The 14,752-nt window shown below is 60.0% G+C and carries 16 protein-coding genes; 8 read left to right on the top strand and 8 right to left on the bottom strand.

The window, feature by feature from the left end; genetic code table 11:
- The first annotated feature begins 77 nt into the window (after positions 1–77).
- A complete protein-coding gene (recA, locus tag Q7C33_RS15810) occupies positions 78–1,130 on the top strand; it encodes a recombinase RecA (RefSeq protein WP_003198351.1) in 1,053 nt (350 codons plus the stop codon).
- 8 nt (positions 1,131–1,138) lie between these two features.
- A complete protein-coding gene (recX, locus tag Q7C33_RS15805; RefSeq protein WP_030139440.1) occupies positions 1,139–1,606 on the top strand; it encodes a recombination regulator RecX in 468 nt (155 codons plus the stop codon).
- Positions 1,607–1,654: 48 nt separating this feature from the next.
- On the opposite strand, the gene Q7C33_RS15800 is transcribed toward recX, so the two are convergent.
- The gene (locus Q7C33_RS15800; protein WP_030139439.1) at positions 1,655–2,773 is read right to left on the bottom strand and encodes a TIGR00730 family Rossman fold protein; all 1,119 of its coding nucleotides are present in this window, start codon (positions 2,771–2,773) and stop codon (positions 1,655–1,657) included.
- Between the two features lie 468 nt (positions 2,774–3,241).
- On the opposite strand from Q7C33_RS15800, the gene Q7C33_RS15795 reads away from it, so the two are divergent.
- Positions 3,242–3,436: a hypothetical protein gene (locus Q7C33_RS15795; RefSeq protein ID WP_030139438.1), complete on the top strand. Its 195-nt coding sequence runs from the start codon at positions 3,242–3,244 to the stop codon at positions 3,434–3,436.
- Here Q7C33_RS15795 and Q7C33_RS15790 read toward each other — a convergent pair whose 3' ends face one another.
- The gene (locus tag Q7C33_RS15790; RefSeq protein ID WP_030139437.1) at positions 3,437–3,859 is read right to left on the bottom strand and encodes a quorum-sensing-regulated virulence factor family protein; all 423 of its coding nucleotides are present in this window, start codon (positions 3,857–3,859) and stop codon (positions 3,437–3,439) included.
- A gap of 183 nt (positions 3,860–4,042) precedes the next feature.
- On the opposite strand from Q7C33_RS15790, the gene Q7C33_RS15785 reads away from it, so the two are divergent.
- The 3 genes from Q7C33_RS15785 (at position 4,043) to Q7C33_RS15775 (ending at position 6,088) form a co-directional block, all read left to right on the top strand.
- The gene (locus Q7C33_RS15785; RefSeq protein WP_030139436.1) at positions 4,043–4,786 is read left to right on the top strand and encodes a tRNA-uridine aminocarboxypropyltransferase; all 744 of its coding nucleotides are present in this window, start codon (positions 4,043–4,045) and stop codon (positions 4,784–4,786) included.
- Between the two features lie 214 nt (positions 4,787–5,000).
- A complete protein-coding gene (gene erdR, locus Q7C33_RS15780) occupies positions 5,001–5,654 on the top strand; it encodes a response regulator transcription factor ErdR (protein WP_030139435.1) in 654 nt (217 codons plus the stop codon).
- Between the two features lie 71 nt (positions 5,655–5,725).
- The gene (locus Q7C33_RS15775; RefSeq protein ID WP_030139434.1) at positions 5,726–6,088 is read left to right on the top strand and encodes a diacylglycerol kinase; all 363 of its coding nucleotides are present in this window, start codon (positions 5,726–5,728) and stop codon (positions 6,086–6,088) included.
- Positions 6,089–6,092: 4 nt separating this feature from the next.
- On the opposite strand, the gene Q7C33_RS15770 is transcribed toward Q7C33_RS15775, so the two are convergent.
- Positions 6,093–7,019 carry a LysR family transcriptional regulator gene (locus Q7C33_RS15770; protein ID WP_039594356.1) on the bottom strand — a complete coding sequence of 309 codons (927 nt, stop codon included), beginning with the start codon at positions 7,017–7,019 and terminating at the stop codon, positions 6,093–6,095.
- Positions 7,020–7,141: 122 nt separating this feature from the next.
- On the opposite strand from Q7C33_RS15770, the gene fpr reads away from it, so the two are divergent.
- A complete protein-coding gene (gene fpr / locus Q7C33_RS15765) occupies positions 7,142–7,921 on the top strand; it encodes a ferredoxin-NADP reductase (protein WP_003184787.1) in 780 nt (259 codons plus the stop codon).
- 185 nt (positions 7,922–8,106) lie between these two features.
- Here the strand turns inward: fpr and tsaA are convergent, their stop codons facing one another.
- The 5 genes from tsaA to rimO form a co-directional block, all read right to left on the bottom strand.
- Positions 8,107–8,805: a tRNA (N6-threonylcarbamoyladenosine(37)-N6)-methyltransferase TrmO gene (gene tsaA / locus Q7C33_RS15760; protein ID WP_407683752.1), complete on the bottom strand. Its 699-nt coding sequence runs from the start codon at positions 8,803–8,805 to the stop codon at positions 8,107–8,109.
- 234 nt (positions 8,806–9,039) lie between these two features.
- Complete coding sequence (locus Q7C33_RS15755; protein ID WP_030139431.1) at positions 9,040–9,501, bottom strand: DUF1456 family protein; 462 nt, start codon at positions 9,499–9,501, stop codon at positions 9,040–9,042.
- A gap of 57 nt (positions 9,502–9,558) precedes the next feature.
- Positions 9,559–10,269 (bottom strand): rRNA pseudouridine synthase, encoded by a 711-nt coding sequence (locus Q7C33_RS15750; protein ID WP_030139430.1) that lies wholly within the window; start codon positions 10,267–10,269, stop codon positions 9,559–9,561.
- An 82-nt stretch (positions 10,270–10,351) separates the two neighbouring features.
- On the bottom strand, positions 10,352–10,825 hold the full coding sequence (locus Q7C33_RS15745; protein ID WP_030139429.1) for a GNAT family N-acetyltransferase: 474 nt from the start codon (positions 10,823–10,825) through the stop codon (positions 10,352–10,354).
- A 251-nt stretch (positions 10,826–11,076) separates the two neighbouring features.
- On the bottom strand, positions 11,077–12,417 hold the full coding sequence (gene rimO, locus Q7C33_RS15740; protein ID WP_407683751.1) for a 30S ribosomal protein S12 methylthiotransferase RimO: 1,341 nt from the start codon (positions 12,415–12,417) through the stop codon (positions 11,077–11,079).
- Between the two features lie 334 nt (positions 12,418–12,751).
- On the opposite strand from rimO, the gene Q7C33_RS15735 reads away from it, so the two are divergent.
- Positions 12,752–14,593, top strand: a complete 1,842-nt coding sequence (locus tag Q7C33_RS15735) for a potassium transporter Kup (protein ID WP_407683813.1) — start codon at positions 12,752–12,754, stop codon at positions 14,591–14,593.
- Positions 14,594–14,752: the final 159 nt, after the last annotated feature.

The following is a 14,752-nucleotide window of genomic DNA, read 5'->3' as shown; positions in this document are numbered from 1 at the left end:
CCCGATCGCTGTGGAATAATACTGGCTACTTATACAGGTGTTGGCCGTCAGGCCTTATTGATTACGTGAGGACTTTAATGGACGACAACAAGAAGAAAGCCTTGGCTGCGGCCTTGGGTCAGATCGAACGTCAATTCGGCAAGGGTGCCGTAATGCGTATGGGCGATCAGGACCGTCAGGCTATTCCTTCCATCTCCACCGGCTCCCTGGGCCTGGACATCGCGCTTGGCATCGGCGGCTTGCCAAAAGGTCGTATTGTTGAAATCTACGGTCCTGAATCCTCCGGTAAAACCACGCTGACCCTGTCCGTGATCGCCCAGGCCCAAAAAGCCGGCGCGACCTGCGCCTTCGTCGACGCCGAACACGCCCTGGACCCAGAGTACGCCGGCAAGCTGGGCGTCAACGTCGACGACCTGCTGGTTTCCCAGCCGGACACCGGCGAGCAGGCCCTGGAAATCACCGACATGCTGGTGCGTTCCAACGCGGTAGACGTGATCATCGTCGACTCCGTGGCGGCACTGGTGCCAAAAGCCGAAATCGAAGGTGAAATGGGCGACATGCACGTGGGCCTCCAGGCTCGCCTGATGTCCCAGGCGCTGCGCAAGATCACCGGTAACATCAAGAACGCCAACTGCCTGGTGATCTTCATCAACCAGATCCGCATGAAGATCGGCGTGATGTTTGGCAGCCCTGAAACCACCACCGGTGGTAACGCGTTGAAGTTCTACGCCTCGGTTCGCCTGGACATCCGCCGCACTGGCGCGGTGAAAGAAGGTGATGAGGTTGTCGGCAGCGAAACCCGCGTCAAGGTCGTGAAGAACAAGGTGGCATCGCCGTTCCGTCAGGCTGAATTCCAGATCCTGTACGGCAAGGGTATCTACCTCAATGGCGAGATGATCGACCTGGGTGTGTTGCATGGTTTCGTCGAGAAATCCGGCGCCTGGTATGCCTACAACGGCACCAAGATCGGTCAGGGCAAGGCCAACTCGGCCAAGTTCCTGGCGGATAACCCGGAAGTGGCGGCAGCCCTCGAGAAGCAATTGCGCGACAAGCTGTTGAGCCCGGTCGCCGACGTCAAATCCGTGGCCAATCGCGAGACGGCTGACGACCTGGCTGACGCTGATATCTGATCGATCCGATGACCGCTGTACTCGATACCCTCGTCGCGGTGCGGCGAACCGCAATGGACCTGCTCGCAAGGCGCGAGCATGGCCGAGTCGAGCTGACGCGTAAGCTGCGTCAGCGCGGCGCTCCCGATGAGCTGATTGATACTGCCCTTGACCGTTTGACGGACGAAGGGCTGTTGTCGGAAGCGCGATACCTCGAAAGCTTTGTCTCTTATCGTGCTCGCTCCGGCTACGGTCCGATGCGGATTCGCGAAGAACTTGGGCAACGTGGTTTGCAACGCCCGGATATTGAACTTGCCTTGCGCGAAAGCGGTATCGATTGGCAGGAACAGCTAACGGACACTTGGCGTCGCAAATTCTCTGGCCATTTGCCGATCGATGCACGGGAGCGTGCCAAGCAAGGGCGCTTCCTGGCGTATCGAGGATACTCCATGGAAATGATCAACCGCTTGTTCAGCGGTCGAGGCATGGATGATTGATAAAAAACGGCCCGCTATTTCGATAGCGGGCCGTTTTTTTTATGGGCCTTAAGTGACCTTGATCGGTTCCCAGGTGAGCGGGTGGGCCTTGGTGGAAGGTTGAGCCCAGTTTTCCGGCAGGTTGATGTAGTCCACCAGCGCCCTTAAACGGCCGTGATCCCGGGCATTGAACGTAAATGCCAATCGCGTCAGATGGCTGAAAGGCGCTTCCTCGGGTTCTTCGCCGCTATAGGCATGCTGATGAAAGCAGTCGTTCAGGCACAGGTCGGCAAATTCGACCTGCATCTGTTGCAACGCCTGTTCATTGAGCTTGTGGTTCATGCGAATCACGAATTGATGCTTGAGCCAGCGGCTGGAATGGAAGTTGCGGTAGAACTGGTTGATTTCCTCCACCGCCTCCTCGGCGCTGTACACCAGGCGCATCAACTTCATGTCGGTTGGCAGGATGTAGCGGTTTTCCTCCAGCTGTTCGCGGATGAAATCCAGGGCGCTCTGCCAGAACTTGCCGCCGGGCGCGTCCAGCAGCACCACTGGCACTAATGGGCTCTTGCCGGTTTGTACCAGGGTCAAAACCTCTAGCGCTTCGTCCAGGGTGCCGAAGCCACCCGGGCAGAGCACCAGTGCGTCGGCTTCCTTGACGAAAAAAAGCTTGCGGGTGAAGAAGAAGTGGAAGGGCAGCAGGTTTTGCGTGCCTTCGACGGTCGGGTTGGCGTGCTGTTCGAAGGGCAGGGTGATGTTGAATCCCAGGCTGTGCTCCCGGCCCGCGCCTTCATGGGCTGCGGCCATGATGCCGCCGCCCGCGCCAGTGATCACCATCATGTCCGAGCGAGCCAGCGCCGCACCCAGTTCACGTGCCAGGCCATACAAAGGATGCTCGATGGGCGTTCGGGCCGAGCCAAAGACCGTGACCTTGCGGCGACCCTTGAATTGTTCAAGCGTGCGAAACGCGTGCTCCAGTTCCCGCAGGGCCTGAAGGGTGATCTTGGCATTCCAGCGGTTGTGATCTTCCTGGGCCATGCGCAGCACGGTCAGGATCATGTCGCGGTAGATGGGGAGGTTGGGGCTGTTGGGCGATACCAGGTTGAGTTGCTCTTCGACCTTGCGGGTGAGGTCGTGGCCATGGTTTTCAAAATGACGGCTGAGCAGATCATTCGGTTTGTACGGCATTCAGCTTCTCCTTCTGAACAGAACCCCCGGCCCTGACGAGAGATTCATCAAGGCCGCGACACCTCCTGTGCCGTTGTCAGTCCGGGCGCGTGCCCGGGCGTTAACCTGGCTCGACGCAATTTGCAGCAAGGCGGCCAAGCGATCCAATGGGTCCTGCTGTTTCCCTTGGATGAAAAAACAATCACGCGTCACGCATTGGCGAGGACAGCCTCTGTCTGCCCGATATCAGGTGATAGGTTGAATTTAGTCCGTTGCTGATCATGGCGCTCGAATATGAACGTTTGCAACTCCTCCCCAATTGTCCTGGGGGAATCGGAACTCACCTCGAATTTCGTACCGCTCGTCAGATCGCCGACTGGGTGCGTGCCGCTCTGATTTACTCAATAACAAGCGTGTCAAGCATTCGACGTCCAGGGCTGGGCGTCCGCGCGATGGAGTGAGGCATTGGATGGCAGGGAGGCGGGAGAGATGACCAGAGTGACTCTGGAACTCGACAGGCAGTTGTACCTGACGCTGTTGGAGGCGGCCCAAGCCAATCGGGTAAGCCTCGAGGAGGAGTGCTGCCGTCGATTGGAAGGCCGGGAGTGGCGCTCGCGCTATTTGCAAGCGCTGGTGGCGGAGCTGCGCGCCGACGAAGAGCAGCGGCGCGCGCGTACGGGCTGATTACTTCTTGGTCTTGGCTGCTTTCGGGCAATCCGATTCCTGGAAGCGTTCGGTGGCGACCGGGCGATTGGTCTTCACTTCAGTGAACTCGTAGCGCATGGTCGCGCCCTTGGCCATCAGCTTGCGGAAACCCGGATTGGTGCAGACCGTGGAACCCAATTGGAAGTAAACCGCCTTGGGGTCTGCGCGCATTTTCTGGGCATGGCTGCTTTGCACGCTGAGGTGGTTGATCAGCTCGGTGCCTTCAACGGTATAACCCTGGTCGAGAATGTCTTCGTTGATCGCCCGCGGCGTACCGACACTGCTTTCCTTGGCAACGTTCTGCAGCATCTTGTTCAGTTCGAGTTCTTTCAGCGACGCAGCCTGAGCGCTGATGGACGTCGCCAGCAGAACGGCAACGGTAGGGACGATAAGGCGCAGCATGAAACTCTCCTGGTTCAGTGACTGGTGGTTCGACCGGCCACGTGACTGTGCGTTCAGTGGCGGCGATTATAGGGGAGCCCAGGTGGACGGTACAGGCTTGCGCGCTCTGGTAGACTGCCGGCCTTCACTGTTCTGCCGAGTCCTGGTCGTGTCGAGTTCTCCTGTCTACGGGCATTGCCCGCGATGAATCATGCCCCTAACGCCGTAGCCCGCCTGCGCGACCAGCGTGTCGATGAAGGCATCAAGCCGCTCCAGGCCCGGGGCTGGCGCGCGCCCCGCTGTGGCGCTTGCCGGGTCATCGAGAGTCATTGCCTGTGCGCCTGGCGCCCTAGCGTCGAGACCCACTCCGGGGTCTGCCTGATCATGACCAACAAAGAAGTCTTCAAGCCGAGCAACACCGGTTGGCTGATTGCCGATGTGGTGCGTGACAACCATGCGTTCATCTGGTCGCGCACCGACGTCGATGAGCAACTGCTTGCATTGCTGAACGACCCGCAATGGCAGCCATACCTGGTTTTTCCAGGTGAGTATGTCGAACCGTCGCGGGTCACCCATACGGTCGAGGTCGGCCCGGGTAAGCGTCCATTGTTCATCCTGTTGGACGCCACCTGGACGGAGGCGCGGAAAATGTTCCGCAAGAGCCCTTATTTCGATCGATTACCGATCTTGAGCCTGCTGCCGGACAAACTGTCGCGTTATCGCCTGCGGCGCTCGACGCGCAGTGAACACCTGTGCACCGCCGAAGTGGCGGCCCTGTGCCTTGAACTGGCAGGGGACAGCGACGCCGCGTCGGCGCTGGATGCCTATTTCGATGTGTTCAGCCAACATTACCTGGGCGCCAAGCGCCAGCAGGAAGTGGACGTATCGACCCCGGCCCATGCCGAATTGCAGCCCTTTGTCCGTGCCGGCCAAGCGGTATTGGCCTAATAGTGGCCCATACTGGACACAGCGGCGGCCGTGCTGCTTGACCACCCCGGCTTCGCTGGGCATGCTTGGCGCCGACCAGGGTGCGGCCAGAGTTTGAAACGCTGTGATTGGCGTTGAACGTGCCCCTGTGGATGCCGCTGTCGGCGGCGTCTTGAGTTGTTTGGCGAGGCGCGAATGCATCGGGCCTGCCATTAAAAACAGGATCATTTGAAAAATGGCCACATACGAAATCCTGATTGCCGATGACCATCCGCTCTTTCGCAGCGCGTTGCATCAGGCAGTGACCCTGGGCCTCGGCTCGGACGTCCGGTTGACGGAGGTGGCCAGCATTGCGGAACTGGAAACCCGATTGGCCGAGAAGGCTGACTGGGACCTGGTGCTGCTGGACTTGAACATGCCCGGTGCATATGGCTTTTCCGGCCTGGTGCTGTTGCGTGGGCAGTACCCACAGATTCCCGTGGTGATGGTCTCGGCGCAGGAAGAGGCCTCGGTGATGGTGAAGGCCCGGGAGTTTGGCGCCAGTGGGTTCATCCCCAAATCCAGTTCCCTGGAAATGATCCAGCACGCGGTCAAGGCCGTCCTCGATGGCGACGTATCCTGGCCGCCGCAGGCATTCGAGGCGGTGAGTGTGTCCGAGGAAGCCAAGGCTGCCAGTGAGGGATTGGCCAGCCTGACACCGCAGCAGTTTCGGGTGTTGACCATGGTGTGCGAAGGCCTCCTCAACAAGCAGATCGCCTATGAGTTGAACGTCTCGGAGGCCACCATCAAGGCTCACGTCACGGCGATCTTTCGTAAGCTCAACGTGCGTACGCGAACTCAGGCGGCACTGCTGCTGCAACAACTTGAGTCAATTTCTCCGCAATCGTAGCCTGTGAATTCACGCTTTTTTGACCGCATTTGCATTAGCGTCCCCACTCCTTTCGACCAGTTGCCAATTCTATGTCTCCTTTTAAAGGCCAAACCGGCCTGAAACGCATCCTCAACGCTTCCGGCTATTCCCTGGACGGGCTGCGTGCAGCTTTTGTCGGTGAAGCCGCGTTCCGTCAACTGGTGCTGCTCAACGTTATCCTGATTCCGTTGTCATTCTTCCTGAATGTCAGCCGCGTCGAGCAGGCATTGCTGGTCGCGGTATGCCTGCTGGCCTTGATCGTGGAGTTGCTCAACTCGGCGGTAGAGGCGGCGATCGACCGCATTTCCCTCGAGCTGCACCCGCTGTCGAAAAACGCCAAGGACATGGGCAGCGCCGCCCAGCTTGTCGCCCTGACGATGATTGCCCTGGTCTGGGGCCTCGTGCTGCTCTGATGGCTCAGGCAATGGCCGGCAGGACGATCTCATCGCTGCGCTGCACCCCTGCGGTGAATGCCCGGCATAGATCGAGGAATTCACGCATGGCCGAAGTCTGGTATTTCTGCTTGTGCCAGATGAAATAAAATTGCCGCGCCAAGTCCATGTCCGGGGTTTCCACGGCCACGAGGCTGCCGCGGCGGAATGCGTCACGCAGTGCCAACCGTGAGATGCAGCCAATCCCCAGGCCGGACTCCACGGCACGCTTGATCGCTTCGGTGTGTTCCAGCTCCAGGCGAATGTTCAACGCGCTGCGGTGGTGACGCATGGCCTGGTCGAAGGTCAGTCGCGTACCGGAGCCCTGTTCACGCAGGATCCAGGCCTCATGGGTCAATTCCTCCATCGTCGCCTGCCCACGCTTGGCCAACGGGTGCTGGGGCGCGCAGAACACCACCAGTTCATCCTCGACCCAGCTCTGCACCTCGATGTCCGGATGACTGCAGTCGCCTTCGATTAGACCCAGATCAATTTCATAATGGGCGACCTGGTGCACGATATTGGCAGTGTTTTGCACATGCAGCTTCACCTGGCTTTCCGGATGGCGCTGCATGAAACCGCCGATCAGCAGCGTCGCCAGGTAATTGCCAATGGTCAGCGTGGCGCCGACCGCCAGCGAGCCGAAGCCGGACTTGCCGTTGAGCAGGTCTTCGATTTCCTTGGCCTGGTCGAGCAATGCCACGGCTTGGGGCAGCAACTGCTTGCCCAAGGCGTTGAGGCTCAGTCGCTTGCCGGCGCGATCGAACAATTGGCAGCTGGATTGGCGCTCCAATTCAGTGATGGAGGTACTGGCGGCCGACTGTGACAGATTGAGCAGGCCCGCGGCGCGGGACACGCTTTCCTGCTGGGCGACGGCGACGAAGACTTGAAGTTGACGTAGAGTAAATCGCATATCTATATAACCGATAACCCTTATCTTAATAATCCATTTAACAGATATTGTCGCCGCCATTAGAATGCGATGCAATTGCGCAGATTATCGGCGTAGGCATCATTTCCAGGAGTCCCCCGTACATGAGCAACATGAACCACGAGCGTGTCCTCAGTGTTCATCACTGGAACGACACTCTGTTCAGCTTCAAGTGCACCCGCGATCCGGGCCTGCGCTTCGAGAACGGTCAGTTCGTGATGATCGGCCTGCAGCAGCCCAACGGCCGCCCGCTTATGCGCGCTTACTCGATTGCCAGCCCGAACTGGGAAGAACATCTCGAATTCTTCAGCATCAAGGTGCCAGACGGTCCGCTGACTTCGCAGTTGCAGCACTTGAAGGAAGGCGACGAGATCATCATCAGCAAGAAGCCTACCGGTACGCTGGTGCTGGACGACCTCAAGCCTGGCAAGCATCTTTACCTGCTCAGCACCGGCACCGGCCTGGCGCCGTTCATGAGCGTCATCCAGGATCCGGAAACCTACGAGCGTTTCGAGAAGGTGATCCTGTGCCACGGCGTGCGTTACGTCAATGAAGTCGCCTACCGCGAGTTCATCACCGAGCACCTGCCACAGAACGAGTTCTTCGGTGAAGCGCTGCGTGACAAGCTGATCTACTACCCGACCGTGACCCGCGAGCCATTCGAGAACGAAGGCCGCCTGACCGACCTGATGCGCAGCGGCAAGCTGTTCCGCGACATCGGCCTGCCGCCGATCAATCCACAGGACGACCGCGCGATGCTGTGCGGCAGCCCAAGCATGCTCGACGAGACCAGCGAAGTGCTCAACAGCTTCGGCCTGACCGTTTCGCCGCGTATGCGCGAGCCGGGTGACTACCTGATCGAGCGGGCGTTTGTAGAGAAATAAACTTCGGCATTTGCGGTGGCTGACCGACCGCCATCGCGAGCAAGCTCGCTCCTACATGGGGCCTGTGTTCAAAAAACCTGTGGGAGCGAGCTTGCTCGCGATGGCAGCGACTCGATCCAGCAGATGCCCCAAAAAAAGCCCGCGCCGCCTGATGAAGGCCGCGCGGGCTTTTTCGTTTCCGGGTTTTATCCAACCGCAGGAATGACTTCCAACACCCGAATTACCCCCGCCTCCGGGTAATGCCAACGCACATCCAGATCCCAGAACTGAGCGCCATATTCCCGTTCCGCTGTAGGAACCTGGTACGCCGGGCGTGGGTCTTGGGCCAGGCATTGTTCAATCAGCTCCACCAAAGGCTCTTCCAGGCGCGTGGCATGCTCGCGCGCTTGAAGCAGGGCAGCTTCCGCCCATTGCACCGGAATCAACCCAGGTGCTGCGCTGGCCATGCTGTTGGTGGCCGAGTCGATGATGTCCGCATAGGGCACGTAGGGCTTGATGTCCAGCACCGGAGTGCCGTCCAGCAAGTCGATGCCTGAGATCCACAGGCGTCCGGCTTCGACCCGTTCCAGCTTCACCACCGACTGGCCGATGCCGTTGGGGCGGTGAGTCGCACGGGTGGCGAAAACCCCCATGGATTTGTTGCCCCCCAGGCGTGGCGGGCGGACTTTCAACCGAGGCTTGTCTTCCAGGGCCTGGTGGAACAGGAACAGCAACCAGACATGGCTGACCTGTTCGAGGCCCTGCACCGCCTCGCCCTGGTCGAACGGCGCCACCAGTTCCAGCACGCCGCGTGCGGCGGGGGCCAGTTGCGGTTGGCGGGGGATGGCGAATTTCTCCTTGAAGCAGGAGCGGACGAAGCCGATGGGGGAGACGCTGTAGGTCATGGGCTGGGATCGACGCAGGATTGAATGGGCATCATAGCGCGGGCGGCAGGGCTTGCCCTTTGTGGCGCGGGCTTTTGTGGCGAGGGAGCTTGCTCCCGCTGGACGCGTAGCGTCCCCTCGCGGTGTATCAGACAAAACCAGAGGGCCGCTTCATCGCAGCCCAGCGGGAGCAAGCTCCCTCGCCACGAAAGCTCTGCCACCAAGCAGTGCTTCAAGAATCGACAGGCCTCGGCATTAGCCGCGAACGCGCAGCGTCAGCCCCTTGAGAAAGTTGCGCAGCAATTGGTCGCCGCACGGGCGATAGTTGGTGTGGCCGAATTTGCGAAACAACGCGCTCAGTTCCGGCTTGGACACAGGGAATTCGGCGGCCTTGAGGATGGCGTGCATGTCGTCCTCCTTCAGCTCGAACGCCACGCGCAGTTTTTTCAAAATGATGTTGTTGGTTACCGGCACTTCGATCGGTTGCGGCGGACGGCTTTCGTCCTTGCCACGCTTGAAAATCACCAGGCCATCGAGAAAATGCGCCATGACCAGGTCCGGGCAGAACACGAAGCCTTCTTCCTCATCCTTCTTGAGATAGCCGGTGAGGTCCGCGAGGGACACTTCCAGCCCGCCCAGCTTGATGATCTCGATGACTTTCTTGTCGCTGATGTCGAGCATGTAGCGCACGCTGCGCAGTACGTCGTTGTGAATCATGTGTGCAATCCTGATGAATCGGCAGTGGGCGCCCCGGTTCGGTGCGGCGCCGGAAAATTAGAATTTCTCTTTGGCAGACAGGTAGCGCCACTGGCCCAAGGGCACCTTGCCGATGGACACGCCGCCGATGCGGATGCGGCGAATGGCGACGACCTTCAGGCCGACCGCCTGGCAAAACAGCGCGATGACACCGGGTTGCGGGTTCTTCATGGCGAAGCGCAGGCGGTTTTCGTTCTGCCAGCTGGCCTTGACCGCCGGCAACTCCTTGCCTTTGTAGGTCAGCCCGTGGTTCAAGCGATTGAGGCCGTGGGCGACCATCTCGCCTTCGACTTCCACTACATATTCCTGCTCGATCTTGGCGGCGTCGGCGGTGAGTTTGCGCAAGATCTTCCAATCCTGGGTGAACACCAGCAGCCCGCTGGCGTTGGCCTGCAGGTCGGCACTGGCGGTCAGGCGCAGGAAATGGCCCTTGAGTGGGCGCTTGCCGAAGCGATGCTCCTCGCTCAAGGTCTGTGGCCCGAGGGTTGCCATGGCGGTGTCGACATCCATGCCCGCCGGGACGTTCAGCAGCAGCGTCACGGGCTCCGGCGCGGTGGCCTTGGCCTCGGGATCGAGTGCGACCTTTTGGGTGGTCACCTTGAACTGCGGCTCGTCGATCACTTCGCCGTCGACGGTGACCCAGCCGCCCTCGATGAACAGCTCCGCTTCCCGACGGGAACAGCCGACGAGTTCGATGAGGCGTTTGGAGAGACGAATCGGGTCAGTCATGACGGGGCCGTAACAAAAAGAGGGTGGGCATTGTACCTGTGTGGCGCCGGTTAATCGCGGGTCCATTTGCCTCATGCCGTTTTTAGCCGCGTCCTGCCTTCAGGTCGGGTTGTTTGTAGCGCATGTGCAGCAGCGGGTAGGGCTGGTCCATTCCATCCCGTGCCGAACGGCCGACGACTTCGAAGCCTTGCTTGAGATAGAAACCCAGGGCCTGTGGGTTCTGTTCATTGACGTCCAACTGGTCGGCGTTCAAGTTTTCCATGGCGTAGCGCAGCAATTGTTTACCCAGGCCCTGGCCGCGATGTTCCGGGTCGATGAACAGCATTTCAATCTTGCCAGCCGCCACTCCCGCAAAACCGGTGATGCGTTGACGATTGTCGCGGGTGCAGATGAGCATCACCGCGTCCAGATAGCGGGTGAGCACGAGGTTTTTCAGCAGCTCGATGTAACTGTCTGGCAAGAAGTCATGGGTGGCCCGTACCGAGGCTTCCCAGACCCGGGTCAATTCCTGGTAGTCGCTCGGTTTCGGTGTGTGGATGACCGAATGCTGGCGCATGTCCGCCTGTTCCTTGTGATGGAGGTTTCCTGTCTGCATACGATAGCCGTAAAAAAGCCCTGCATCTTGTTACAGAGCAGGGCTTCATCAAGTTTTTTCGTGAGCCGGCGAGTGGCTTGCAAACAATCCGTGGCGAGGGAGCTTGCTCCCGCTCGATTGCGTAGCAATCGCAAAGATGGGGCTACTTCGTAGCCCAGCGGGAGCAAGCTCCCTCGCCACAAAAATCTACCCGGCTTGAGTCCAAGCCTGGATCAACCGATCTGCTCAGCCCACAAATCATACTCATCGGCGTCGGTGACCTTGCACCAGACCTTGTCGCCCGGCTTCAGGTTGCTGCCGTTGTCGATGAACACGTTGCCGTCGATTTCCGGAGCGTCGAAGAAGCAGCGGCCCACGGCGCCTTGTTCGTCGACTTCATCCACCAGCACTTCGATTTCACGGCCGATGCGCATCTGCAGGCGTGCCGAGCTGATGGCCTGCTGGTGCGCCATGAAGCGCTCCCAACGGTCTTGCTTGACGTCGTCCGGCACCACGTCCAGGTTCAGGTCATTGGCCGGTGCGCCTTCGACAGGGGAGTACTGGAAGCAGCCGACGCGGTCGAGCTGGGCTTCGGTCAGCCAGTCCAGCAGGTACTGGAAGTCTTCTTCGGTTTCGCCGGGGAAGCCGACGATGAAGGTCGAGCGGATGATCAGGTCCGGGCAGATTTCGCGCCAGTTCTTGATGCGGGCCAGGGTCTTGTCTTCGAAGGCCGGACGTTTCATGGCCTTGAGCACCTTCGGGCTGGCGTGCTGGAACGGGATGTCCAGGTACGGCAGTATCTTGCCGGCGGCCATCAGCGGGATCAGCTCATCGACGTGCGGGTACGGGTAGACGTAATGCAGGCGGACCCAGACGCCAAGTGTGCTCAGGGCTTCGCACAGCTCGGTCATGCGGGTTTTCACCGGCGCGCCGTTCCAGAAACCGGTACGGTACTTGACGTCGACGCCGTAGGCGCTGGTGTCCTGGGAAATCACCAGCAGTTCCTTGACGCCGGCCTTGACCAGGCGCTGTGCCTCGTCGAGCACATCACCCACCGGACGGCTCACCAGCTTGCCGCGCATCGACGGGATGATGCAGAAGCTGCAGCTGTGGTTGCAGCCTTCGGAAATCTTCAGGTAGGCGTAGTGACGCGGGGTCAGCTTGATGCCTTGCGGCGGCACCAGGTCGATCAGCGGATTGTGGTCCTGGCGCGGCGGCACGACTTCGTGCACGGCATTGACCACTTGTTCGTACTGCTGCGGCCCGGTCACCGACAACACGCTCGGGTGCACGTCGCGGATGTTGCCTTCTTCCACGCCCATGCAGCCGGTCACGATGACCTTGCCGTTTTCCTTGATGGCCTCGCCGATCACTTCAAGGGATTCGGCCTTGGCCGAGTCGATGAAGCCACAGGTGTTGACCACTACCACGTCAGCGTCCTGGTAAGTGGACACGACGTCATAACCTTCCATGCGCAGTTGGGTCAGGATGCGCTCGGAGTCGACCAGAGCCTTCGGGCAACCCAGGGATACGAAGCCAACCTTCGGGTTGGCTGGCGCGGGAGTGGTGGACATGTCTAACCTCGGTGTAGGGGGATCGTCTCTTGCCGAGACAGGGCGCCTGACGCGCCTCTGATCAAAAAGTGCGCAATTCTATCCGTGGTCGACGCACTTGACCAGCTTTATACCGGGAAATGCGACGAGTGCTGCGCTATGCTTCGCGCCTTTGCCTTCTGGCTATTGCTACAGTCAACAAAACGTCTGTAATAAAGCGTAAAACGGCGCATGCTGCGTCAAAAAGCGTGCAGCTTCTCTAATAGAAGAAAGGTCAGGAAATCGGGAGTGTTGGATGGGTCATGCAAGTAGTCAGGCGGTGGGTGCCGAGCATTCGGCAACGAAACCGCTGAGCATGCTGGTCGCGGCGGTCGGGGTGGTTTATGGCGACATCGGCACGAGCCCGTTGTACACCCTGAAGGAAGTGTTTTCCGGTGGTTACGGCGTACCGGTCAACCACGACGGGGTGCTGGGGATTCTCTCGCTGATTTTCTGGTCGCTGATCTGGGTCGTTTCGATCAAGTACATGATGTTTGTCCTGCGCGCCGACAACCAGGGCGAGGGCGGCATCATGGCGCTCACCGCCCTGGCGCGGCGGGCGGCGGCGGGCAGGGCGCGGTTGCGCATGTTGCTGGTGGTCTGCGGCCTGATCGGTGCGGCGCTGTTCTACGGCGACAGCATGATCACACCGGCGATCTCGGTGCTTTCGGCGATCGAAGGGCTTGGCCTGGCGTTTGACGGTATCGATCATTGGGTGGTGCCGCTGTCCTTGGTGGTGCTGGTTGCCCTGTTCCTGATCCAGCGCCACGGCACTGCGCGCATCGGCATCCTGTTCGGCCCGATCATGGTGACTTGGTTCCTGGTGCTGGGCGCCCTGGGTGTGTATGGCATCAGTCAGCACCCGGAAGTGTTGCAGGCGGTGAATCCGGCCTGGGCCGTCCGGTTCTTCGTTGTGCATCCGGGCATGGGCGTGTCGATCCTCGGTGCAGTGGTGTTGGCGTTGACCGGCGCCGAAGCGCTCTACGCCGACATGGGGCACTTTGGTCGCAAGCCGATTGCCCGCGCCTGGTTCCTCCTGGTGTTGCCGGGCTTGATGCTCAACTATTTCGGCCAGGGCGCCTTGCTGCTCGGCGATCCGGAAGCGGCCCGCAACCCGTTCTATCTGTTGGCGCCGAGCTGGGCTTTGCTGCCGCTGGTAGGCCTGTCGACGCTGGCCACGGTGATTGCCTCCCAGGCAGTGATTTCCGGCGCGTTCTCGCTGACGCGCCAGGCCATCCAACTCGGTTACATCCCGCGCATGTACATCCAGCACACCTCCAGCGCCGAACAGGGCCAGATCTACATCGGTGCGGTGAACTGGGCGCTGATGGTCGGCGTGGTGCTGCTGGTGCTCGGTTTCGAGTCGTCCGGTGCGCTGGCTTCGGCCTATGGCGTGGCGGTGACCGGGACGATGCTGATGACCACGATTCTGGTTTCGGCCGTGATACTGCTGTTGTGGAAGTGGCCGCCGTTGCTGGCGGTCCCGGTTCTGGTTGGTTTCCTGGTGGTGGACGGGCTGTATTTCGCCGCCAACGTACCGAAAATCATCCAGGGCGGCGCATTCCCTGTCATTGCCGGGATTGCCCTGTTCGTGCTGATGACCACTTGGAAGCGCGGCAAGCAGTTGCTGGTGGACCGTCTCGACGAAGGTGCGTTGCCGCTGCCGATCTTCATCAGCAGCATCCGCGTCCAGCCGCCCCATCGGGTCAAGGGCACTGCGGTATTTCTGACCGCGCGTTCGGACGCCGTGCCTCATGCGCTGCTGCACAATTTGTTGCACAACCAAGTGCTGCATGAGCAGGTCGTGCTGTTGACGGTGGTGTACGAAGACATCCCCCGCGTGCCGCCGCAGCGCCGTTTCGAGGTCGATGCCTACGGCGATGGATTCTTCCGGGTGATCCTGCATTTCGGTTTCACCGACGAACCGGACGTGCCCGAGGCGCTCAAGCTCTGCCACTTGGATGACTTGGATTTCAGTCCGATGCGCACGACATATTTCCTCAGCCGCGAGACCGTCATCGCCTCCAAGCTCGAAGGCATGGCGCGTTGGCGCGAGTCGCTGTTCGCCTTCATGCTGAAGAATGCCAACGGTAACTTGCGGTTCTTCAACCTGCCGTTGAACCGGGTGATCGAGTTGGGGACGCAAGTCGAGATGTAGCATCAGAAAAACAAAAGCCCTCGTTGCCTTGCGGCGGCGGGGGCTTTTTTGTAGGCGACACAAATGCTGATGCCAAACCAAAACCCCTGTGGGAGCGGGCTTGCTCGCGAAGGCGGCGTGCCAGTTAGCGATTATGTCGACTGACACGCCGCCTTCGCG

This window comes from Pseudomonas sp. BP11-1-1 (genome assembly GCF_052112105.1).
In the GTDB taxonomy this organism is placed as follows: domain Bacteria; phylum Pseudomonadota; class Gammaproteobacteria; order Pseudomonadales; family Pseudomonadaceae; genus Aquipseudomonas; species Aquipseudomonas alvandae.
Note: the sequence above shows the minus strand (reverse complement) of the source record. Positions and strands in the feature narration are given on the sequence as shown.